At 63.9% G+C, this 21,787-nt stretch carries 11 protein-coding genes and 2 pseudogenes; all 13 read right to left on the bottom strand.

The features are described from left to right. Window positions 1-2,674 (bottom strand): annotated as a pseudogene (locus LOS8367_RS18360) (hypothetical protein); the annotation flags it as partial. A 623-nt stretch (window positions 2,675-3,297) separates the two neighbouring features. Continuing rightward, a pseudogene (locus LOS8367_RS18355) lies at window positions 3,298-3,984 on the bottom strand (response regulator transcription factor); the annotation flags it as partial. 480 nt (window positions 3,985-4,464) lie between these two features. Next, complete coding sequence (locus LOS8367_RS18350) at window positions 4,465-6,489, bottom strand: hypothetical protein (RefSeq protein WP_085897991.1); 2,025 nt, start codon at window positions 6,487-6,489, stop codon at window positions 4,465-4,467. Window positions 6,490-7,068: 579 nt separating this feature from the next. Further along, complete coding sequence (locus tag LOS8367_RS18345; RefSeq protein WP_110522071.1) at window positions 7,069-8,940, bottom strand: malectin domain-containing carbohydrate-binding protein; 1,872 nt, start codon at window positions 8,938-8,940, stop codon at window positions 7,069-7,071. Window positions 8,941-9,906: 966 nt separating this feature from the next. Next, window positions 9,907-11,697: a cadherin-like domain-containing protein gene (locus tag LOS8367_RS18340; RefSeq protein WP_242665651.1), complete on the bottom strand. Its 1,791-nt coding sequence runs from the start codon at window positions 11,695-11,697 to the stop codon at window positions 9,907-9,909. Between the two features lie 812 nt (window positions 11,698-12,509). Next, entirely contained in the window at window positions 12,510-13,352 is an 843-nt protein-coding gene (locus LOS8367_RS18335) for a GGDEF domain-containing protein (RefSeq protein ID WP_207569303.1), read from the bottom strand. 6 nt (window positions 13,353-13,358) lie between these two features. Beyond that, a complete protein-coding gene (locus tag LOS8367_RS18330; protein ID WP_133056385.1) occupies window positions 13,359-14,828 on the bottom strand; it encodes a hypothetical protein in 1,470 nt (489 codons plus the stop codon). Further along, window positions 14,813-15,907 carry a family 8 glycosyl hydrolase gene (locus LOS8367_RS18325; RefSeq protein WP_165761524.1) on the bottom strand — a complete coding sequence of 365 codons (1,095 nt, stop codon included), beginning with the start codon at window positions 15,905-15,907 and terminating at the stop codon, window positions 14,813-14,815. Before LOS8367_RS18325 ends, LOS8367_RS18330 begins: the two co-directional genes overlap by 16 nt. Then, window positions 15,904-18,228, bottom strand: coding sequence for a cellulose biosynthesis cyclic di-GMP-binding regulatory protein BcsB (locus tag LOS8367_RS18320; protein ID WP_165761523.1), 2,325 nt, complete (start codon window positions 18,226-18,228; stop codon window positions 15,904-15,906). Before LOS8367_RS18320 ends, LOS8367_RS18325 begins: the two co-directional genes overlap by 4 nt. Further along, window positions 18,225-19,424 (bottom strand): glycosyltransferase family protein, encoded by a 1,200-nt coding sequence (locus tag LOS8367_RS19155; protein ID WP_165761522.1) that lies wholly within the window; start codon window positions 19,422-19,424, stop codon window positions 18,225-18,227. The genes LOS8367_RS18320 and LOS8367_RS19155 overlap by 4 nt, the downstream gene beginning before the upstream one ends. Continuing rightward, window positions 19,421-20,230, bottom strand: a complete 810-nt coding sequence (locus LOS8367_RS18315; RefSeq protein ID WP_085897984.1) for a glycosyltransferase — start codon at window positions 20,228-20,230, stop codon at window positions 19,421-19,423. Before LOS8367_RS18315 ends, LOS8367_RS19155 begins: the two co-directional genes overlap by 4 nt. 42 nt (window positions 20,231-20,272) lie before the next feature. Continuing rightward, on the bottom strand, window positions 20,273-20,566 hold the full coding sequence (locus tag LOS8367_RS18310; protein WP_085897983.1) for a hypothetical protein: 294 nt from the start codon (window positions 20,564-20,566) through the stop codon (window positions 20,273-20,275). Window positions 20,567-20,623: 57 nt separating this feature from the next. Continuing rightward, complete coding sequence (locus LOS8367_RS18305; RefSeq protein WP_207569302.1) at window positions 20,624-21,070, bottom strand: hypothetical protein; 447 nt, start codon at window positions 21,068-21,070, stop codon at window positions 20,624-20,626. Window positions 21,071-21,787: the final 717 nt, after the last annotated feature.

Genomic DNA, 21,787 nt, shown 5'->3' with positions numbered 1-21,787 from the left:
TCGACGCCTCGATGTTGGCGTTGCCGAGCATGATGCCGAGCTTGGCCGCACCGACGGTCCCGGCCGCGTAGCTCTGCGAGGTATCGAGATCACCCTGCGCCGCAAAGGCCTGGAGCGCGTTGGTCGGCTGTGGCGGCGGGGCAGGCACGTCGTCCTCGGTGACCATGCCGCTGGCGGTCGCGGTGCCGAGCGTCGCCGCCACGCCGGTGCCGGTGGCGCCGGTCAGGGTGACCGCCACCGTCTCGGTGCCGTTGACGAGGTCGTCATTGGCGACCGGCACGGTCAAAGTGCCGACCCCATTGACGAAGCTGACGCTCTGGCTCTGGTTCGTCGCCGTGCCAGCCTTGTAGCTCACCTGCAGAGTGCCGGTGAAGCCGGTGTCGTCCAGGCTCAGGCCGAAGGCGAGATCGGTGGTTCCGGTGTCGCCGGTCTCGGTCAGCGTCGGCGCATTGGCGATCGAGAGAACGATGGCAATGACGTCGTCCTCGGCGACCATGCCGCTGGCCGTGGTGGTGCCGAGCGTCGCCGCCACGCCGGTGCCGGTGGCGCCGGTCAGGGTGACCGCCACCGTCTCGGTGCCGTTGACGAGGTCGTCATTGGCGACCGGCACGGTCAAAGTGCCGACCCCATTGACGAAGCTGACGCTCTGGCTCTGGTTCGTCGCCGTGCCAGCCTTGTAGCTCACCTGCAGAGTGCCGGTGAAGCCGGTGTCGTCCAGGCTCAGGCCGAAGGCGAGATCGGTGGTTCCGGTGTCGCCGGTCTCGGTCAGCGTCGGCGCATTGGCGATCGAGAGAACGATGGCAATGACGTCGTCCTCGGCGACCATGCCGCTGGCCGTGGTGGTGCCGAGCGTCACCGCCACGCCGGTGCCGGTGGCGCCGGTCAGGGTGACCGCCACCGTCTCGGTGCCGTTGACGAGGTCGTCATTGGCGACCGGCACGACCAGCCTGCCGAGCCCGCCGACGAAGCTGACGCTCTGGGTCTGGTTCGTCGCCGTGCCAGCCTTGTAGCTCACCTGCAGAGTGCCGGTGAAGCCGGTGTCGTCCAGGCTCAGGCCGAAGCCGAGATCGGTGGTTCCGGTGTCGCCGGTCTCGGTCAGCGTCGGCGCATTGGCGATCGAGAGAACGATGGCCGCGACGTCGACCCAGCTACCGCCTTCGCGAACATAGGTGGTGTCGCTGAATTCGAGCCGCTCCATGCCGCTCATCACGCTGCGATCAGCATCGATGGTGACGATCACCTTCTTGCCGAATGTTACGCCGTAATTGCCCACATCACCGTCGAAGACGACCGTATCGCGGCCCCTGCCGCCGAGCATCTTGTCGTTGCCGGGACCGAAGATGAAGACGTCCGAACCACGGCGGCCCTTGAGCACGTCATCTCCCTCGCCGCCAATCAGGAGGTTGCCAGCTTTGGAACCCAGAAGCTCGTCGTTCGTGGCGGAGCCGATCACGCCTTCCATGCTCTTGAACTTGTCACCCCGCGCCTCGCCCCCCTTGGCCACACCCTCTCTCAGGTTGACGGTGACGCCCGTCGCGGAGTCGCTGTAGTCGAGCGTGTCGAAGCCCCTACCGCCCATAAACTTGTCGGCGCCCTTGCCGCCGGCCATGATGTCATCGCCCTTACGGCCGATGAGCGTGTCCTTGCCGCCTAGACCGACGATCAAATCGTTGGCCTTCGTGCCCTTCAGGGACTCGCCGGAATTGCTGCCTTCCACTACATTAGTCAGGGCCGACAGCCAGCCCTCGGCGACGTCCTGCATGGCGATCTCGAACTCTTCGGTCACGCTCACACCGTTCGCCGTCGCGGTGACGGCTAAGCTGATCTTGTAGGCCTCTTCGAAATCGAGACTGATCCCGGATTTCAGTTTCAGCATGCCGTCCACCACCTGGAAGCGGTCATCCGAAACGGTGAACACATACCCGTCGTCCGCGTCCGGACCGATGGCCGACAGCTCGCCCACCGCAGCGCCGGGCTCGTTCTCGGCCATCTTGTTGGAGGACAGCGCGATATCGGTGACCTCGTCCAGGATTTGGCTGATCTGGATCGCGTTGATCTTCGGGTTTCGGTTGTTGTGCAGGAAGGTGAGGTTCAGCTCGTCATCCACGGCCGTGTAGACCAGCTCGCGCGTGACCACCGTGCCGAGGAAGGGCTGCTTCGCCGGATTCTTCGACGGCGTCGGCGGCAGCTCCTGCCCCAGCGCCGCTGCCGCTTCGCCCAGCGGGTTCAGATCGGCGAATTCGGCGATGGCCGCGCCATCGACCGTCACGTCGAAGACCCGGTCATTCCCCGGGCGGAACGCGCCGGTCCGGTTCTCGACGTAAAGCAACGTGATCTTGTAGGTTGCGCCAGTATCGACGTCAAAGTTGTAGGCCAGGGGTGCGTCGTCGTTCGGCAGGGGCCTGATCTTGTCAAAGCGCTCATGGACGAAGAGCTGCCAAGGCGCGATCGCCGCCACGGCGGGGTCGGTGAAGGTGACCTCATCCTCGGTGTCGGTCAGCTTGCGGGTGAACTCATGCTCGACATCGCCGGTGACGGAAACCGGCCCTGTGCCGTTTTCGAGTGCCAGGTCGCCGGTCCAGACCGGGCCGCCGTCGATCGCTGCGACATCGCCGCCGCCGGCGTTGATGCGATAGACGATGCTCTCGCTGGAGTTTGTCGGAGAAATAGCCAAGATACTGGCCTCTGGAATACGCGTTAAAAAGGAGAAGCGCGAAATCCGCATCTCGAACGGCATGGCTGCCGGGACATGATGCAATCAGATTCGGAAGAGGGCCTGCAGAATGCAATAGGCCATCAGTCGGAATCCGTGATCATACTCGACGCCGCGATCACTTTTGCGGATCCGCTCCCCCTCACACCTGTATCTGAGACGTCGACAGCCTTGTCTGAGCGTGCAAGCGCGCGAAGTTGCAGGCGCCATGACAGTTCTACTCGCAGGCCCCTAATCGCGTCGGGGAGATAACTAGGTAACGGTATTCGACTACATTTGCCGCATCGCCCAAGCCCGCTCCACCTTCGAGAACGGCTTCGGACAGCAGGACGACGGCGCCGATATTCTGCCAAAACTGATCGAGAGCCAGATGCTTTGCCCGGCCTCATACCCCGGTGGAGCGACATGGCGAGCCCGCCTGTGACGGTGGAGTTAACACCATGCTGTGATCAAGGCTCGCGAGGCCGGATCGGTCTGGGGGTCTGCTCCGCGCCTCGCGCGACCGCAAAAGGCTCATTGGGTGTGTTCAGAGACCTGACAAGCTTCTGACCAGTCGCCGGCTCGGGCAAGGGCGTTTCATAGGCGCTGTAGCGGTAGCCGCTTCCATAGACCGTCTTGATGGCCAGGAAGCCGTCATCCACCTCGCGCATCTTCTTGCGAATACGCTTGATATGCCCGTCGATGATGCGATCGCACGAGGTGGTGTCGCCTATCTCGTCCAGAAGCTGATTGCGCGACACGACGATGCCTGGCCTGTGGGCAATGGCTTGCAACAGCAGGAACTCCGTCGGACTGAGCGACACCTGTTCGCCCCTCCACGTGACCTCATGGCGCGACGCATCCATGGTGAGCGGGCCACGGACCATGACCGGAACCTCGGATCCGTCTTCATGGCTCGCCGCGGCCCAGATCTTCTGCCGGCGCAAAAGGGCGCGAATGCGCTCAAGCAGCACGAGTTGAGAGCAGGGCTTTCTGAGGTAGTCATCCGCGCCCATGCGCAGAGCCCAGAGCTCATCGATCTCGCCCTCCTTGGAGGACATGAGGATCACGGGAAGGCTGCTTTCTTCGCGTAGCCGCTCAAGCAACTCCATGCCGTTCATCTGTGGTGACTTGCAGTCCAGTACGGCCAAGTCCGGCAGGCGCATGCTGAAGGCATCGAGCGCGACCTCTCCATCACTGTAGCTCTCCACCTCAAGGCCTTCCGCCTTCAAAGCCTTGGAGACCGAAGCGAGAAACGTCCTGTTGTTACCCACCAGAGCAATCTTTGACATGAAACCACCTGACGACTAGTAAAACGCCCCTCGAATGTCGGGCCAACACCCCAGATGCGCTGGGTAATTTGCAGCTCAGGCAACGCTTCCGTCTTGTGATGTTGTGCTGGCTGGCGCGGCGTCGGTCCTCCTTCATGGCTTCAGAGAGCTAGCATCAGCGAGAGCGCCGGCAGCAGAAGCCAGCCTCAGGGTGGTGGTTTATGCGGTGCTGTTCCGCGTCCTCAATTGCCTTTGACGGAATGGGCGAAAGACGAGGTTTTCAGGTTCTGCTTCCCCGATGATTCCGCCACCGTGGCCCATGCCTTGCAAGCGGAACTTTCCGGAAAGATCGCAGGCGGCGCTATGCACGCCGTAGAAGCTTGGAAACTCTACATCGAAAGCTCTATCGGGCGCGGTATCGTTCATATCGCGACCCGCGATTTCGCATGGGAGTTGGCTAGCCAGACGCCTGTCATGGTGTCCGGCCAGCGATGGTTCACCCTAGCCGAGCTCGCCCCAGCTGCCCTCCTCGCGGACATATACGGCGTCATCGAACTTTAGCCGTTCCATGCCGATCAGCACGTCGCGATCCTCGCCGATGGTCACGATCACCCTCTTGCCGAACGTCACGCCGTAATCACCGAACGCGCCGTCGAAGATAACCGTGTCGCGACCTGTGCCGCCGACCAACTTGTCGCTGCCGAGGTCGAAGATGAAGGTGTCGGCCCCGCCATCGCCCAGCACCACGTCGTCGCCGGCACCGCCGTCGAGCATGTCATGCCCCGCGCCACCGAAGAGCTTGTCGCGGCCGGCATCGCCCGACAGCGTGTCGCGGCCCTTGCCACCGAGAAGCTTGTCGTTGCCCTTGCCGCCATGAAGCTCATCGCTTCCGGTGCCGGTGCCGCCCACGAGCTTGTCGCGGCCGGCATTGCCCCACAGCATATCGTGGCCCTCGCCGCCCAGCAGCGTGTCGCGGCCACCGCCGCCCATGAGCTCGTCCTGGCCTGCATCCCCGGCAAGGATGTTTGCTCCGCCATCGCCGATCAGCGTGTCGTTGTGCGTGCTGCCATGGACGTTCTCGATCTTTACGAGGCGATCGCCCTCGGCTTCCCCGCCCATGCCGGTTCCTTGGGCCAGGTTCACCGTGACGGCTTCGTCCGAGTGGATGTAATCGGCCCAGTCGGCGCCTCCACGGCCATTGAGGATGTCGGCGCCATCACCGCCGATGAGCACGTTGCCGATCTTGCTGCCCAGAAGCTTGTCATCCGCAGCGGAGCCGATCGCGCCCTCGAAGCTCTTGAAAGTGTCGCCCTGCTCCTCGCCGCTCTTCGAGATGCCCTTCTTCAGGTTCACGGTGACGGCCTGCGCGGAAGACCTGTAATCGAGCGTATCGAAACCCTTGCGACCGAAGAGCATGTCGGCACCTGCGCCACCGGCGACGATGTCGTCCCCCTTGCGACCGAGCACCATGTCCTCGCCGCCCAGACCGACGATCAGGTCGTTGGCCTTCGTGCCCTTCAAGGTCTCACCGGCATCGCTACCTTCCACAACATTGGTCACGGCCGAGAGGCGACCTTCGGCCACGTCTTGGACGGCGATCTCGAAATCACGCGTTAGGCCCAGTCCGGTTGAGTCCGTCGCAGTGACCGCGAGGGTGATGCTATAGGCGTCCTCGAAATCGAGACTGGCCTTGCGCTTCAGCTTCAGCATGCCGCCGTCAGTCACCTTGAAGCGGTTGTCGGAGACGCTGAAACCATGCGTGTCGTCGGCATCCGGATCGGTGACGCTCAGCCGGCCCACCTTGGCGCCGGTCGCGTTCTCGGCCAGCGGGCCGAAGGAGGAGAGGGCGATATCGCTTGGGCCATTCAGGATCTGGCTGATCTGGATCGCGTTGATCTTGGCGTTCTGGTTGTCCTTGATGAAGGCGAGGTTCAGCTCGTCATCCACGGCGGTGTAGACCAGTTCCCGCGTCAGGACCGTGCCCAGGAAGGGCTGCTTCTCCGGCGGGTTCGAGGTTTTCGGGGGTAGCTCCTGCCCCAGCGCCGCCGCCGCCTCGCCCAAGGGGTTGAGATCGGAGAACTCGTCAAAGGCCGCGCCGTCCACCGTCACGTCGAAGATCCGGTCCTTGGCCGGAATGTCGAAGGCCCCGGTCCAGTTCTCGACATAGAGCAGCGTGATCTTGTAATGCGCGCCGGCCTCGACCTCGAAATTGTAGGTCAGCGGCTCTTCGTCATCCGCCGTCGACGGCCGGCTTCTGTCGAAGCGCTCGTGGACGAAAAGCTGCCAGGGCGCGTAGCCCGCCACCTCCGGGTCGATGTAATCGACCTCGTTTTCGGAGTCGGTCAGCTTGCTCATGAACTCGTGATCGACATCACCGGTGACGGAGACCGGCCCCGGGCCGTTCTCGAGCGCCAGATCGCCGGTCCAGACCGGGCCGCCATCGATCGCGGCCACATCGGTGCTGCCGGCATTGACCCGGTAAATGATGTTTTCGGTGAAGTCGGGAGGATTAGGGTGAATAGCCAAAACAATGACCTCTGGGTTACGCGTTAAAAAACCGAGAGACGCAAAACCCGCGCCTCAGACGGCACGTCATGGGCTGTTGGAAACGAAACGACAAAGCGGGAATGATCAACCAGAAATGGTAAAAACAATCATTCGAAGATCTGGTCCTATTGACCCCGCAATCGCTTTTACGGATCCGTGGCTCCTCGTACCTGCCTCGAGGTTAAACAGACGCCGCCACGAAGCAACCATTTTTTTGCCACAATCATCTGGCGATGAAATGATCTTGCGTCAGGCTTTCTTATTGTACCCAATTTGGAAACGCTTCATCCGACCATGCGCCTGGTTGCCGTGAGCAATAGGGCGTGCCCCTGCTTTGCAAGTCGCAAGTCGCAAGCCGAGGGTCCTGCGGGTGCGGTCGAGACCGGCATTGATCCATGCCATGAGCGCGCGCTCCGCGCCGAATACGGCGCTGTCACAGGCATGGTTCCCCGGCTCGCGTGAGGGCGCGGGGTCCCATGGCCTCAGGATTGTGACGCTCGAGACCGGGCCATGGCCGGTCTCGAGCCAAGACGGGCGTTCGACCGCTTCGATCTCTTCCTAGCCGAGCTCGACCCAGTTCGCACCTTGGCGGACATAAGTGGTGTCGTCGAACTCCAGCCGCTCCATGCCGGTGAGCACGTCGCGATCCCCCTCAAAGGTGACGATCACCTTCTTACCGAGATTTACGCCGTAATCGCCGAACTCACCATCGAACATGACCGTGTCGCGGCCCTTGCCGCCCACCAGCTTGTCGTTACCAAGGTCGAAGATGAAGGTATCGGCTCCGCTGCCGCCCAGAACCCTGTCATTGCCGGCGCCGCCATCGAGCTTGTCGCCGCCGCCGCCGCCCGTGATCTTGTCCCGGCCATCATCGCCGACGAGAACGTTCTTGCGACCATCGCCGACGAGCGTGTCGTTGTGCGTGCTGCCATGGACATTCTCGATCTTCAGCAGTCGGTCGCCCTCGGCATCACCGCCCAAACCGCTGCGTTTGGCCAGGTTCACCGTCACGCCCTCATCCGAGCCGCTGTAGTCGGCCCAGTCCTTGCCGCCGCGACCGTTGAGAGTATCGGCCCCCGCGCCGCCGATCAGCACGTTGCCGGCCTTCGAGCCGAGCAACTTGTCGTTCGCGTCGGAGCCGATCACGCCTTCCATGCTCTTGAACTTGTCGCCGCGCGCATCTCCGCCCTTGGCCACGCCCTTCTGCAGGTTGACGGTAACGCCCTTTGCGGAGTCGCTGTAATCGAGCGTGTCGAAGCCCTTGCCGCCCACGAACTTGTCGGCGCCCTTGCCGCCGGCCATGATGTCGTCGCCCTTCCGGCCGATCAGCGTGTCCTTGCCGCCCAGACCAACGATCAGATCATTGGCCTTCGTGCCCTTAAGCGTCTCGCCGGTATCGCTGCCTTCCACCACGTTGGTCACGGCCGAAAGACGGCCTTCCGCCACATCCTGCACGGCGATCTCGAAGTCCTGGGACAAGCTCAGCCCATCCGCATCCGTCGCCGTTATGGTGAGGGGGATGCTGTAGGCGTCCTCGAAATCGAGACTGGTCTTGGCCTTCAGCTTCAGCATGCCGTCCGCTACTTCGAAGCGGTCGTCGGAGACGGTGATCTCGGGCGCGTCACCGCCATCCGGATCGCTGACCGACACCTCGCCCACCACGGCACCGGCAGCGTTCTCGGCCACCTGCGTGGCGGACAGTTCGATCTCGCTTGGCATCTCCAGGATCTGGCTGATCTGGATCGCGTTGATCTTGGGGTTCTGATTTTTGTCGATGAAGGTAAGGTTCAGTTCGTCATCCACGGCCGTGTAGACCAGTTCCCGGGTCAGCACCGTGCCGAGGAAGGGCTGCTTGGCCGACATCTTCGAGGGTATCGGCGGCAGGTTCTGCCCCAACGCCGCCGCGGCCTCAACCAGCGGGTTGAGGTCGGCGAACTCGGCGAAGGCAGTGCCGTCCACCGTCACGTCGAAGATCCGGTTCTTAGTCGGAATGTCGAAGGCCCCAGTCCAGTTCTCGACGTAGAGCAGCGTGATCTTGTAGGTAGCACCGGTTTCGACGTCGAAGTTGTAGGTCAGGGGCTCGTCATCATTCGGTAGCGGCCTGATCTTGTCGTGGCGCTCGTGGACGAAGAGCTGCCAAGGTGCGTAGTCTGCCACTGCGGGATCGGTGTAAGTGACCTCCGCTTCAGAGTCGGTGCTCTTGCTGGTGAACTCGTGTTCGACATCGCCGGTGACGGAAACCGGCCCTGTGCCGTTCTCGAGCGCCAGATCGCCGGTCCAGACCGGGCCGCCATCGATCGCGGCGACATCGGTGCTGCCGGCATTGACCCGGTAGACGATGGTTTCGGTGGAGGCAGGGATGACCTGCTGCGCCTCAGGCGTATCGTCGACATCGGACGCGCTGGCGGAAAGATTGGGGGAAAGTGCCAAGATCGTTACCTCTGGAATACGCGTTAAAAAACGGAGAAGCGCAAAATCCGCATCTCAAACGGCATGTCATGGCTGCCGGGAAATGACCTGATCAGGTTCGGAAGATGGCCTACGGAATGCAACAGGCCGTTATTGCCGATCCATGATCCCACTCGACACCGCAATATCTTTTGCGGATCCGCTGCTCCTCACACCTGTATGGAAGACGTTAGCAATCCCGCGCTACGGAGCAACCATTTTTTTGCCACAATCTAATATTGTGAAGACAATCTTTGGGATGGCTCTTCATTGGGTCGACCCGAGGGAACGCGCCGTTTGAGAAGGGCGGGGCGATGTCGCGGACGTTCCTGGCGATTGCTGCGCGCCTTCCGGCAAGGGGAGACAGCTCAAAGCCGGACCCGGATGACACACCGCATTGACCGACCGCGAACCCATCCGCCTAGGCCGGCTGGATTAGTGGAAAATGCCAACCTTCCTTCGATGTCGTGGTCACTTTGCTCAATACCGACCTTCCGCTTCGGCTCGCGAGGGCAAACGCAGCGCGCCTCACTCTCAAAGACGCAGGAACCACTCGATTGATGAACAACCACCGCACCTCGTGGCGGCGGGGTGAGAGCCGAGCGACTGCCTGATCTGCCATGGTGACTGCATGAAAGCGGAACACAAGGCGCTGCGCGCTCTCTGAGGGCGGGGCGCTCGCTCATTGGAGACTGGCAAGACGGATCTCGGGCCGTCCTGCCGATCCAATTCCTGACCGCGCCGCGCAGGCGTGGCGGCTCTGGTGGAAGGGGCAGCTGTCTCGCAGGGTGGGTGCGGGGCCTAGAGACCACGCGCGGACTTATCCTAGGTGATCCGACGTCATGGCCCAACTCGGGACCCCGCGATGCCTGGCGGGATCCCGCTTGTTATCACGGCGGTTTCGGCTCTGATATGGGTTCAAGCCAGAACCGACCGCCGCCGCCTCGCTTACACGAAGGCGAAGTCGCTGTCGTCGAAGATGAGAGCCAAGCCACCGTCATAGCTCGCGTTGAAGCCGAAATTGGCAGCGCCACCGGCGCCGATCGAGCTGTTCCAACCAAGCGCCTCGAAGACGATATCGCCATCCGCATCCTTGGTTGCCGTCGCGCCCCAGACACCGGTGAGGTTGAAGACGATGTCGTCCGGCACGTCGAGTTCGACGGTCCAGTCGTCCACGCTCTCGGTGCCGGTGTTGCGAACCGCGACGTTCTGGCTGAGGCCGCTACCCCAGCTGTTGGTCGGGGCTGCATCGATCTCGAGCGTCGGGCTCGAGGCCGAGGCGGTCTGGTCGACATCCGCGAAGGCGAAGGCGAAATCGTCCTCATCGTAGCCGGCGCCATAAACCTGAACGGTGAAGTTGAGGACATCGCCCGCAACGAGCACGCGCTGGAACGCCTGCCCATCCGTCGACAGGACGAAGTCACCCTCTTCATCCATGCCGGCCGAGGCCGTCGCGTTGAAGCCGTTCATCCAGCCATGCGTGAGCGTGCCGGTGCCGGTGCCGGTGTAGTTGGGCGCGATGTCCCAGGCATAGACATCGCTTCCCACGAGATCCTCCTCCTGGACCGTGTAGGAGATGGTCGCGTTGAATCCGCCGCCCCAAGCCGGGTTGTACCAATCGTTGATGGTGGTCGACTGGAATCCTGCCGCCCAGTCGGCACCAAAGGGCCGATCCTCGACCGTGATCTCGAAGGTCTCGGAGTATGCCGCGCCGGCCGCATCCGTCGAGGCTACCTCGACGCGATAGAAGGGGTTGGTCTCGAAATCGAGGGCGACGCTATCCTTGAGTTTCAACGTGTCGTTCACGATCTCGAACAGATCGTCGGCGGCCAGAACGTTTCCGGACGCGTCCGTCAGGCCGGTGATCTCGTAGCTGTGGCTGTCGCCCTCCCGCGTGAGGTCGACATCCGTGGTGGCCAGCAGGCCGATCGTCGCGCCGCGGGTGCTTTCGGCGACGGCGGCATTGTCGAGGTCGATATCCGTGGGCGCGTCGTTTAGCGCCGCGATGTCGATCTCGACGATCTTCTCGGCGCTGCGGGCTTCCCCGTCCGAGACGGCATAGGAGAAGGAGGCGGTGCCGTTGAAGTCTTCCTCCGGCGTGAAGGTATAGGCGCCAGTGGTCTCATCGATGACCACCGTCCCGCTAACCGAAGGCGTCTCGCCAGCCACGAAGCTCAGGGCATCGCCGCGGTCGATATCCATTCCAGGCTGCAGCGTCCCCTCGACCGCCATGTCTTCGGTACCAGTCGTCGTCTCGACGGCTGTCGAGGGCCGCGGCGCATCGTTGCGGCCTTCGATGACGAGCTTGGCCGAGTTGGCGACAACGCCGCCATGCCCGTCGGTGATTTTGTACGAAACCGTCACGGTTTCGCGGTCGCCGGCCCCCAGATCGTTGAATTGCGAGGGGTCGATCTCGAGTTGATCGGTCTCGTTGTTGATCTCGAAATCTACTGTACGGCCTGTATAGGTGGACAGGATCACATCGGCGGTATCGAGATCGTCACCATCAGGATCGGACGCAGTCTGCAAAAGGTCGATCGTGACCGGATCAGCATCCTCGTTCGTGGTGCCGGCATCGATCTCAGTGACAACAGGCGCGCGATTTGCCGGTTCTGACGTTCCGGCGTGTGTAACTATCTTATTGAGCAGCGCATTCCAGCCGCCATCTTGGCTCCCACGAGGGGCGGCGTAGTACCAATCATATGCCAGGAACGCGATCGTCCCGTCGTCATAGGGCATCAGTGCTGCCGTTGTTGCCGAGGAGCTCCCGTATAGCGGTGTAGACCCTGATGGCAGATTTCCAAAAGCATAGGTTCCATTGTTATGTGGCAGGGTATTGCCGACATTGTAAATGGTTCCGCCAGCTTGCGCGCTAATGCTAGAGGCCCCGGAGATATTTACATTTTCAAGATTGAAGCCGAAAAGTGTATTTATTAAAGATGTGTCGTTTGACCCCATATCTGCAGATACTATTACCGTGCCTCCCATGGATGTGAATCCGCGAAGCACCTCTCTCGCTCCCTCAGACAGGCCCCCAATCAATTGCCCTCGTTCTTGCTCGGGAATGATAAGGACGGAACTTCCGGAAAGTGCAGATGACATTGCTGATGCCGAAAGACCTGTTAGTCTGGAAACCGCGTGCCCTTGGGCATTAAGCGCCGCCTGAATGTTATCGGACTCTGCATCCAGCCCGTTGCTGGTATCAACATATGCCCCGTTATCGAATACAACTACATTAGTCATATAAGCTTTCTTTGTAATGAAATGCAGACATCTTTTTGATCAGACGCGTTCATCCCGATCCCCCTGCTTTAGCTGTCCGCAACTGACTCAAGCAGGTATTCGAAAGAGAAGCGCTGCCGGGGGCTCCTAATGCGATAAGGTTTTGTAAAGGCGTAATTTATTCATGAGATTGCAGCTAAGCGACCATTCCCCATCTCGCAGCCTCAATATGTTAGGGAAACAAAATGGCTTGATGTCAGGATTGGAGTCATCCTTCAATTTCGGAAGGAATCGAGGTTCGCACATCCCAGCAGGCAAGAGGTATTACGCTACCCGCTTGCACGGCTTTCCGCCTTGGCCGCGTAGAGCGCCGTGTCGGCCTCCTTCAAAAGCGTCGCATAGTCCCCCCGCGGCGTCTCGAAGATGGCGATCCCGACCGACACGGAAGCTTGGCAGTCCGGCCCGACCGCCAGATGTACCTCCTGGCGCAGTCGGGCGCGCAGGCGGTCAGTCATGACCTCTCGCCAGTCGCGGTCGGCGGGAACGTCGTGCAGAAAGAGTGCGAACTCGTCGCCACCGATCCGCCCCACCGGGTCCTCAGGGCGGCACAAATCCCGCAGGCTCCGTGCCAGCGCCTTGAGATAGCGGTCGCCGGCCGGATGGCCGAAACGGTCATTGACGCCCTTGAAGTCGTCGGCGTCGATCAGCATCAGGGCCGAGGCGCGCTTTTGCAGCGGCTGACGCGACATCAGCCGCGCCATGGCGTGGAAGCTGCGTCCGTTCAGAAGACCGGTCAGCGGGTCGTGCCGGGTGCGCCGCCGCAGCGCCATGTTGTGGTCGCGCAGCCAGTCGAGCGACGCCTTGAGCCGACGCCGTTCCTGCGCGGCCGAGAGCAGGCTACCGGCCAGCGGCAGCAGGGCCTGCACCGCCTTGCGCCCAGCCTCGCTCAACTCGGTTTCCCCGGCCATATCGAAGGTCAGCTCGCCCATCCAGTCGGTGTCGACAGGAAAGATGACGTGGGAGGCGGCGGCGCCGTCGCGCCATCCGGCCTGGCCGGCCGAAGGGGCAGGCAGCAGGCGCAGCCGGGCCGGGACACCGGCGCAGCTGCCCAAGGCACTACACAGGTCGCGGATCTCAGCGTCGCCGTCGAGAGACAGGGAATTCAGGAGCATCGCCATCTATCGCACCAGGGCCATGGCTTCTTGCGTGTCCTTGCCGGGTGTCACCCGGTGGATCGCAGCGAATTGCTGACGCGCCTCGGCCTTGCGGTTCATGTGCAGGAAGGAATAGCCGCGCAGCATCGCCATGCCCCGGTCGAGCCCGCCCGCCTCGCGGCTGAGACGGTCCACATAGGTGATGGCTTCGCCATAGCTCTTGCGATCGAAGGCGCCGAGGGCGAGACGGCTCAGGATCTGCCGGTCGGTCGTCATTTTCTGCTGCGCGCTGAGCTTGGCGCGACTCGCATGTGCCGCCGCCTCGCGGACCATGTCAGCCTTGAGATAGGCAAGTATCAGGCCGTAATCGGAGTCCTGTCGCAGCTGCGCATTGCCGGCATTCGCCGCCGAATGGCGGAAAGCGGAGATCGCCTCGAGCGTGCGACCGAGCTCGAGCGCGCACCAGCCGCGCTGGCTGGTGCTGGCGACCGAATTCGAGCGCGCGGCGTGCTTCAGACAGGTGGCCCAGTCCTTGCGCGCGGCAGCCGCCTGCGCAGCGGCAAGATCACCGCCGCCCGAAGGTGCGGCCTGCGTGGCCGGAGTGGCCGCAGCCGCACGAACAGGCTGCGGCGCAGGAGCGGCGGGTGCAGGAGCGGGGGCCGAGACCTGCTGCACAACCGGCGGGATGCCGCGGGGCTGCGGCCGCGTCTCGACCGCAGGCACTGCCAGCTGGCTCGCGCCAGGCACATCGACGGATGCTGCGACGGGCTTGCCGATCAGCGGTGCAAGCTCGGCCTCGAGGCTGGCGAGCCGGAGCCCGAGGCCCGGATTAAGCGTGCGCGCCCGCTCGAACAGCGCCGCCATCTCGGTCTTGTCCGCGACGCCGGAGACCTTTTGCAGGGTCGCCACGACGAAATCCGGGACCTGACAGCTCGCCAAAATACCGTCATAGGTCATCACTGCCTGATGCGGCATCGCCTGCGCTGCCTGCAGCTCGGCCAGCCGCCAAGCATTGTTGATCTTCTGGCAGGTCAGCAGGTCCGGGAAATCGTTCAGGACCGCCATGAGCGTCTGCAGTTCGCCGGTCTCCACCGCAGCCTCGAAGCGAGACTGGCCCTCACGTTCGTTGAGCACCGCGAGCAGGTTCTCGGGCGGGGTCCAGCCGGGCTGGCCCTCCTTGGTGCGCTCGACCAGTTCACGCGCACCCTCGAAGTCGTCAGCGTTGATCATCTGCCAGATCTGGCTGGTATCGACCTCTTCCGAGCGCACCACGAGTTCCTCGAGCAACGCGTCGATCGAGGCCCCCGGGAAGGTGCTTTGCAAACGGACCTTCTCGGCCTCGATGCCCGGCGCGTCGCCCACCGACAGGAAGTAGCGCAATGCCGCCAGCTCGGTTTCGGGGATCGGCTGGGCCGAGGCGGTTAGCGCCGAACTCCACAGCAGTGCGGCGGCGAGAGGCAGGGCGATCAGGGAACGGGTCACAGGCTGTAGCATGAAAAACTGGCCTCTTTCTGTGCCACGAGGGCAAGGAGATGCAGGGTCGAGGGGTAGTAGGGCTGCCGGGCACTGAAGGCCGGCATCTGGTTGGGCCCCAGCGGGCCGTTGCCGCAGGCTGCCAGCACCGCGATGGCGCGGTAGCCCGCATCGGACGAGGTCTCGATGATCTCGCCGGTTCTCGGCGCGATCACCGTGGGCGTGGCTTGGGTATGGGTGCCGATGAAGGGCGCATAGGCCGCGGCCGCGCGCTGCACCGCCGGGTGGCCCGCTAGGCCCGACCAGACGAGGTAGAGCGGCAGACGCAGCGCCTCGTAGCCGAAATGGCTGGATTTGCCCGGCGCGGGTTCGGGGCCGGTTTCGCTCACCATGACCCAATCGGGGGGCAGCGCGTCGCGGCTGAGCTGCGCCAAGAGCGCTACCCCGTCGGCGGCCACCGTCTCGAGCTCGGGCACCCGGCAGGCCCGGCCGATCTCGCTCAGTGCCCGGGGGCAGATATAGGCGGGGTTCACGATCAGCCCCTCGGGCTTCTCAAAGCCATGTTCACCGGGCAGCAGCACCGTCTGGCCGGAGCGGCCGGGCCGGTCGCGCACGCAAAGCCGGGCAATGTCGGTGGCGATGCCCCGGGCTTGGTCGAGATAGGCGTTCCGCCCGAAGCGTTCGGCCGCCCGGACCAGCGCCCAAGCGTGGAAGATGTCGCCATCAGTGGCGTTATTAGCGTCGATGACCTTGCCGCCATCCGCCGGTTTCCAGAGCCATGAGAACAGGTTGTCCCCGGGCCGCGACAGGTTCGCCATCGACCAGTCGAGAATACGCTCGAAGCTTTCCAGATCGCCGAAGGCCTCGGCGAGGACGAGGCCGTAGCCCTGGCCCTCGGAATGGCTGGCATTGTCCTGAAAGGCATCGATGACCCGACCTTCGGGGGCCAGATGCGCCGTCTTCCAAGCGTCCCACAGTGGGCGGAGCGGATCGGGGCCAGCGGTGGCGCCGAGCCCTTCGCTCGCACCGAGCTGGACCGCGCCGACTGCCGCGACCGCGCCGCCCGCGAGCAGGGTGATGAGGCTGCGCCTGCTGATCATCGACGGCTCCGCGTGCTCAGGATGAAGGAAAAGGCCGCGAGCACCGACATGAGCGTCAGCCCGAGCATCGCGGCGACGAAGACCGAGGGACGGGCCGAGGCGTAGTTGCCTGCAACGGCCCGCAGATTGGCCGGGCGTAGCGCTTCGTGCAATTGCGGCAGCCGCTCGCTGTCGCTCCAGCTCAGCCATTCGCCATCCCAGCTCAGCAGCGCCGCCTGACCTCGCAGCGGTACGTCCCGCAGCCGCGCGCGCTCAAGGGCGGCTGCGACTTCGCCCGGCTCAGCATCGGGTGCCAATGCCAGATGCAGCGTCTCGGGATCCGCCGGATCGAGCTGATAGAGCAGTGCCTGGCCCTGATTGGCCTGCATCCATTCCGCAAGATCGCGCTTTGGGTCGGGGAAGACGAGATCGGTTAGAAAGTCGCGCAGAGCACTCACCTCATGGCGCGCGCGCGCCACCAGTTCCGGCGCGGCCAAGAGCGACATCCGGGTCGTGGCGGGGATGGCGGTATCCTGCACGGTCGCAACGTTGAGCTGCGGTGCATCGTTCGTGGGGGCCTGCTGCAGTGCCGTGCGCACCGTCTCGCGCGAGGACCACAGATCCCCGAAGGTGGCGGGATCGACATCGCCGCCCCCGTTCAGCACCAGCCGGGTCCCACCCTCTTCATCCGGAGCATGGGGCAGCGCCATGGCCAGCCGCAGGATCTCGCCTGCTGCCGCCTCGTCCCCGGTCGCGCGCAGCGCGGGCAGGAGCGCGGTCGCGTCCAACCTGTCGATCTGCGCGGCGAGCCCCGCCATCGACATCTTCGGCGAGGCCGGAACGAAAAGGGTCGAGCCCGCATCGATGCTGACATTGAGCCGCTTTTCGGTCGGGCAGGGGGCGTCGCCGGGATCGCCGGGCACGAAGACCTCGAAGCCCAACACGTTGCGCCCGGCCTGCAAGAGCGCGCTGCTGAAGCGCACCGAAAGCGGGACGTCCGGCTGGTGCAGCTTGTCATGCAGCGGCACCAGACGCACCGGCTCACCATTCACCAGCACCCGTAGGCGCGCCCCCTCGGGCAGCGCCTCGGCATTGGCAAAGCGCAGCGCCAGCTCGGCCCGCGCATTGGTGGCGATGTGCCAGTCGCGCGGCAGCTCGAATGCGAGGCCTTCCTCCCACAGATGGTCGGTGATCAACTGCTCGGTGAAGCCCAGATCCGCCAGCGCGACCGGCAGGCCGGTGTTCAACATCGGTGGCACCTCGGTGGCGATCCCGGCACCGAGGGCGGCCTCGAGATCGGGCAGGCCCTCGGGCCCGGACTGCAGGATCAGCGTCGCCCCCGTGGTGCCGACCTGCGGCTGCACCGTAGCTATCGGACCCGAACGCAGCACCACCGACACGCCCTCGGGTGTGGCTGGCGTGGCGGCATCGGCAGTCGCTATGTCGAAGCCGCCACCGCTGAGCTGGCCCAGCTTCTGCGCTACCTTCAGCGCCGCCATGTCCAGCGAGCCGTCGGCGGGGCGGTGGAAGGTGATAGGCTGGCCCGCGCCGCGCGCGGCGGCGATCTGCGCCAGGAAACCAGAGGCGTCGGAACGCAGCCCAGCGGTGTCGAACTCTGCGCCGCTGGTGGCAAGGTCGAGATCGGTCCAAAGATCATAGGCGGCGTCGCCGCCGCAGGCGTGGCGATGCGCATGCACCGCCTCGATGCGCAGCCGGTTGACCCCCGGCTGCAGCGCGCCTTCAGGCAGCGGCAGCCTCGCGCCAGAGAGGCCGGAGATGTTTTCGGGGCGGAGCGTGCCGATTTCGCGTCCTTCGACCAGCACCCGCAGGCTTGAAGCACCGGGCAGAACATAGGCGCTCGAGACCGTGGAGAGCACCAGCGCCTTGGGCATCGCGCCTTCGGCGGCGAAGAGCAGCAGATCAGCTCCGGCCTGTTCGCCCGCAAGACGCAGCCGCCCCTGGCGTGCCTGCTCAGCCTCAAGCGGCCAGAGCGAGGCGAGACGCATCTCTCGCAGCACACCCGCTTCCGTCTCTGACACTGCGATAGTCTCGTGCGTCATCTCGGACCCACCGAATTGCAGCCGGATCGCGGCGTCGGGGAACTGTTGGGTCGTCTCTCGGGCGGGCTCCATCACATCGAGGAGGGAAAGAGAGATGCGCGAAGCGGGCGTGGCAGTCTCGGCGAAGGACAGGCGGATCTGTGCGTCGCCTTGGGGGCTGATCAGACTCTGGGTCAAATCCTGTGCCTGGGCTTGGGCGGCCATGAAGCCGAGAACGAGACCGAGCGCCGTGGTGCCGGTGCGCAGGCCATGCGACGCCTTTTGGGGATGCGGGAAAGTCATGCGCGAACTCCGTTCAGGCTGGAGACGGGATGCGCTGAGCCGGTGGCGGGCGCGTAGGCAGAGGGACCCTCGATGAAGGCCTGCCGTTCGATCGGGGCGGAGGTGAGCCAGCCGGAGGCGCTCTCGACCACTTCCACCTTTCGTGCGGGGCGCGGGCGCATCAGGATCGCGCCGACGGAAGCGACGCCTCCGGCCGAGAGCACCAACAGTTGCGCCGCGCCTTGCAACAGACCCATGCGCTGGCACCGGGCGGCACGGCTGGCGCGCCAGCGTTCGCTGTCGCCATTGAGCATGGCGGCGATGGTCCGGCTGGCTGCACCGCTGCGCGCACCGGTGAAATCGAGCCCCAGCACGATGTTGCCGTCCCGGACCTGCACCGAGGCGATGGTCGTCTGCACGGGCACGGCATCCTCGAAGCCGAAGGCCGGGGCCGGCATGAAATCCAGCTGCGCGCCACGGCTGTAACGTTGCGGTTGGCGCTGGCCAGGGCGCGACGACAGCAGCAGCTGCGCCCCGCCATAGGAGATGTCGGTGACGAGCGCGGGATGCTGCGCTCCGTCCTGCGCGTCGCCTTGGACCAGCGCCGGGATTTCGACCGTGCAGCGCGGTGCGCTGCGGCGCTGGCGCGCCTCGACCACGGCCCGCAGCGCAGCGCTGACCAGTAGCGTGTTGAACACCGCCCAGGCCCCGACGATCTGCAGCGTGTCGCGATCGCCCGGAAAGGCATACCAGCGCCATGCCAGCACGCCGAGACCCGTCAACATCAGGCCGAACAGCGCGAGCAGCGGCGCATAGACGTCCGAGAGCACCGCGACGTTGACCGTCTCCGTCTTGCTGGTGACCTTGAAGCTGGCCTTGCGCGGGTTGAGGAAGGTGCCGATTACCGCGCGCAGCAGGTAGGGCGCCTGCGCGATCTCGTAGATCTCGGAGATGAAGGGGTGGCGGGTGCGCCCGAACAGTGCGTTCTGCACCAGGTATGTGATGACCAGGTAGCTGCTCATGAAGGCCATCGCCTCGCCGGCGGTGGTCACGAAGAGTTCGATCCCGAAGAACAGGTAGCTCAGCGGCGCCATGAGCAGCACCAGCCGGAACACCGGAAACAGCCAGTAGCTCATCGAGTTGAAGTAGCACAGCCGCTGGAACAGGCTGAGGCCGCGGATCCGGAACGGGTTGCAGGTCATCAGGAGCTGGATCATGCCGGTGGCCCAGCGGCCGCGCTGCTGAATGAAGGAGCCAAAGGTTTCGGGCTGCAGCCCCCCACCATCGCGTGGTTGAGATAGCGGCTTTCCCACCCCCGCGCGTGGATACCCAGTGCGGTCTCGGCGTCCTCGGTGATGGTGTTGCCGGAGATGCCGCCTACCTCGTCGAGCGCGGCGCGTCGTAGCACCGCCGCCGAGCCGCAGAAGAAGGCGCCACCCCAGCGGTCCAGCCCCTCATGCAGTTGCGAATAAAACATCTCGTTCTCGGGCGGCGATGCGCCGAGGCCCAGATTGCGGGCGACCGGATCGTCGTTGAGAAAGAAGTGCGGGGTCTGCACCAGAAACAGCTTCGGGTTCTCGGCGAAGTAGCCGACGGTGCGGGCCAGGAAATCGCGTGTCGGCGCGTGGTCGGCGTCGAAGATCACCACCAGATCGCCCGAAAGCTGCATCAGCGCCTCGTTGAGATTGCCGGCCTTGGCGTGGCGGTTCTCGGCGCGGGTCATGTAGGTGACGCCCAGCTCGGCGCACAGCGCCTGCAGCTCCTCGCGCCGCATCCGCGCATCCGCGGCCTTGAGCGGATCAGGATCGGCGCAGCGTGCATCGGTGCCACCATCGTCGCACAGCACCACCCGTACGAGGTGCTGGGGATAGGCGATGTTGCGCGCCGCAGCGAGGGTGATCGAGAGAAGCTCGGCCGGCTCGTTGAGCGTCGGCACGAGGATGTCCACGGTGGGCAGATCCTCGACGCTGACCGGATCGGGGCGGCGGTGGCGCACCGGGTCGGCCATGATGAAGCTGCCCAAGAAGAAGACGCCGATGGCGTAAGTCTCTACCGCGAACAGCGCTCAGGCCGCGACGAAGGAAGCCGGGTCCTCGAGGCCGGGCAGCGTGTGCAGGAGACGCCAGAACCAGTAGCGCAGCACGATGATCGATGCGACCGCCAGCAGCGCCAGCCGCGGCAGCAAGCTCTCGGTCATGCCGCGCAGCACCAACACGACGGCCACCGCCACCAGCCCCAGCAGAGCCTGTGCCAGGACGGAGGTGGGAATGCTGGCCAGGATGATGACCGAGGCCACGCAAACGAGCCAGAGCAGGAGGCGGAAGGCCAGGCCGAACGGGAACGCGCGAAGAGATGGCATGGGCTGCCCTCGCTGAAAACGGAATACGGATGGGATGAATGGGTCGGCGTCGCCGCCTTAGGTCTCGAGGATCGGCTCCAACGCCTCCACGAGGTCGCCGATCACGCAGTTGCGCATGACCTTGAGACGGCTCTCCTCCTCGGCCACGCGAATGGCGAGAACGCAGGTGGTGTCGGCATCGGGTGCGGAGACGGCGTAGTGATACTGGCCGTTGAAATCGCCCGCGGGCCTGAAATCACGCTCGGTGATGTATTCGAATGGCGCCGGTAGAGTGCCGATCTGGCCGAGTGCCCGGGACAGGGGCGATCCGAAACCCCAGCTTGAGAGATGCAGATGGGTCATGCTGTTGTCGCCCGGCAGGAAGGTGTCGTTGGGCAGGCTCTCGGTGACGGTCACCGGCGCGGTGGCGAGGAGTTGCTCCAGCGGGATCGAGACGCTGCCACCTTCGGACATGGAATAGCCCGGCGCGACCGCGCCGCTGGTGGCAAACATGGCGGTCGCCAAGCCGCCCCCCGTGGAAGACAGGCTGCATCCCGACATGGCGGCGATCGTGCTCAGAAGGGCCAGACCACGCCGCAAAGGGGGGAATGCTCTCGGAGTAAGGAACTTATCAATCATCACACGCCCTATTTCTTCCGCAGAAATTGCGGCCGCCTATTATCGCGATCAAGCCTGACCATTGGGATTTTAAATCCCTTCTTATCTGCATGGCCTGAAGTGTCGCTTTCAGAAACGCTGCTCGTGTTCTTGCCTGAGCCTAGAACCTACAAGCGCGTTGAGCGGTGTGAAGGACATTAGTTTGATGGCTGCAGAAAGGAGAAGAAAAACCCCTTAAATCTGGCAAGATTGTGACCGTCGGTATAGGTCTAAGAGTACAGCGGTATAGGGTATTGAATGGCAATATTGGAAACAATAATTCCTCAATACCGCCTTTGGACTGCCAAAACGCAATCCGATTCATTTCTCCTCGAGGAGCGGGGCAAAATTATGGTGCCCTCATGTCAATTCGCCGAGGGAGCCCCCGACTCGAAAAGCTGGGGTGAGCGATGCTTGAACCGCAACTCTGCGGTGGATTCAGGGTAGCGCGTGCCGCCTGTGGGCTCACGCTGAAGCGCAATTTTCACGGCTTCAACTTACTCGCCTGACTTCATTGCCTCCATCAGCTTTTCCCGGAAGACTTCGGCCGGGGTCCGGTAGCCCAGGCACTTCCGGGGCGTGGCG

This window comes from Limimaricola soesokkakensis (assembly GCF_900172345.1).
Classification (GTDB): Bacteria; Pseudomonadota; Alphaproteobacteria; order Rhodobacterales; family Rhodobacteraceae; genus Limimaricola; species Limimaricola soesokkakensis.
Note: the sequence above shows the minus strand (reverse complement) of the source record. Positions and strands in the feature narration are given on the sequence as shown.

What these genes read in the sequence shown, in the direction of transcription:
- LOS8367_RS18340 (WP_242665651.1), bottom strand. Translation starts at nt 11,697, where the DNA reads ATGCCCTATGACGACGGGACGATCGCGTTCCTGGCATATGATTGGTAC.
- LOS8367_RS18335 (WP_207569303.1), bottom strand. Translation starts at nt 13,352, where the DNA reads ATGCTCCTGAATTCCCTGTCTCTCGACGGCGACGCTGAGATCCGCGAC.
- LOS8367_RS18330 (WP_133056385.1), bottom strand. Translation starts at nt 14,828, where the DNA reads ATGCTACAGCCTGTGACCCGTTCCCTGATCGCCCTGCCTCTCGCCGCC.
- LOS8367_RS18325 (WP_165761524.1), bottom strand. Translation starts at nt 15,907, where the DNA reads ATGATCAGCAGGCGCAGCCTCATCACCCTGCTCGCGGGCGGCGCGGTC.
- LOS8367_RS18320 (WP_165761523.1), bottom strand. Translation starts at nt 18,228, where the DNA reads ATGACTTTCCCGCATCCCCAAAAGGCGTCGCATGGCCTGCGCACCGGC.
- LOS8367_RS19155 (WP_165761522.1), bottom strand. Translation starts at nt 19,424, where the DNA reads ATGATCCAGCTCCTGATGACCTGCAACCCGTTCCGGATCCGCGGCCTC.
- LOS8367_RS18310 (WP_085897983.1), bottom strand. Translation starts at nt 20,566, where the DNA reads ATGCCATCTCTTCGCGCGTTCCCGTTCGGCCTGGCCTTCCGCCTCCTG.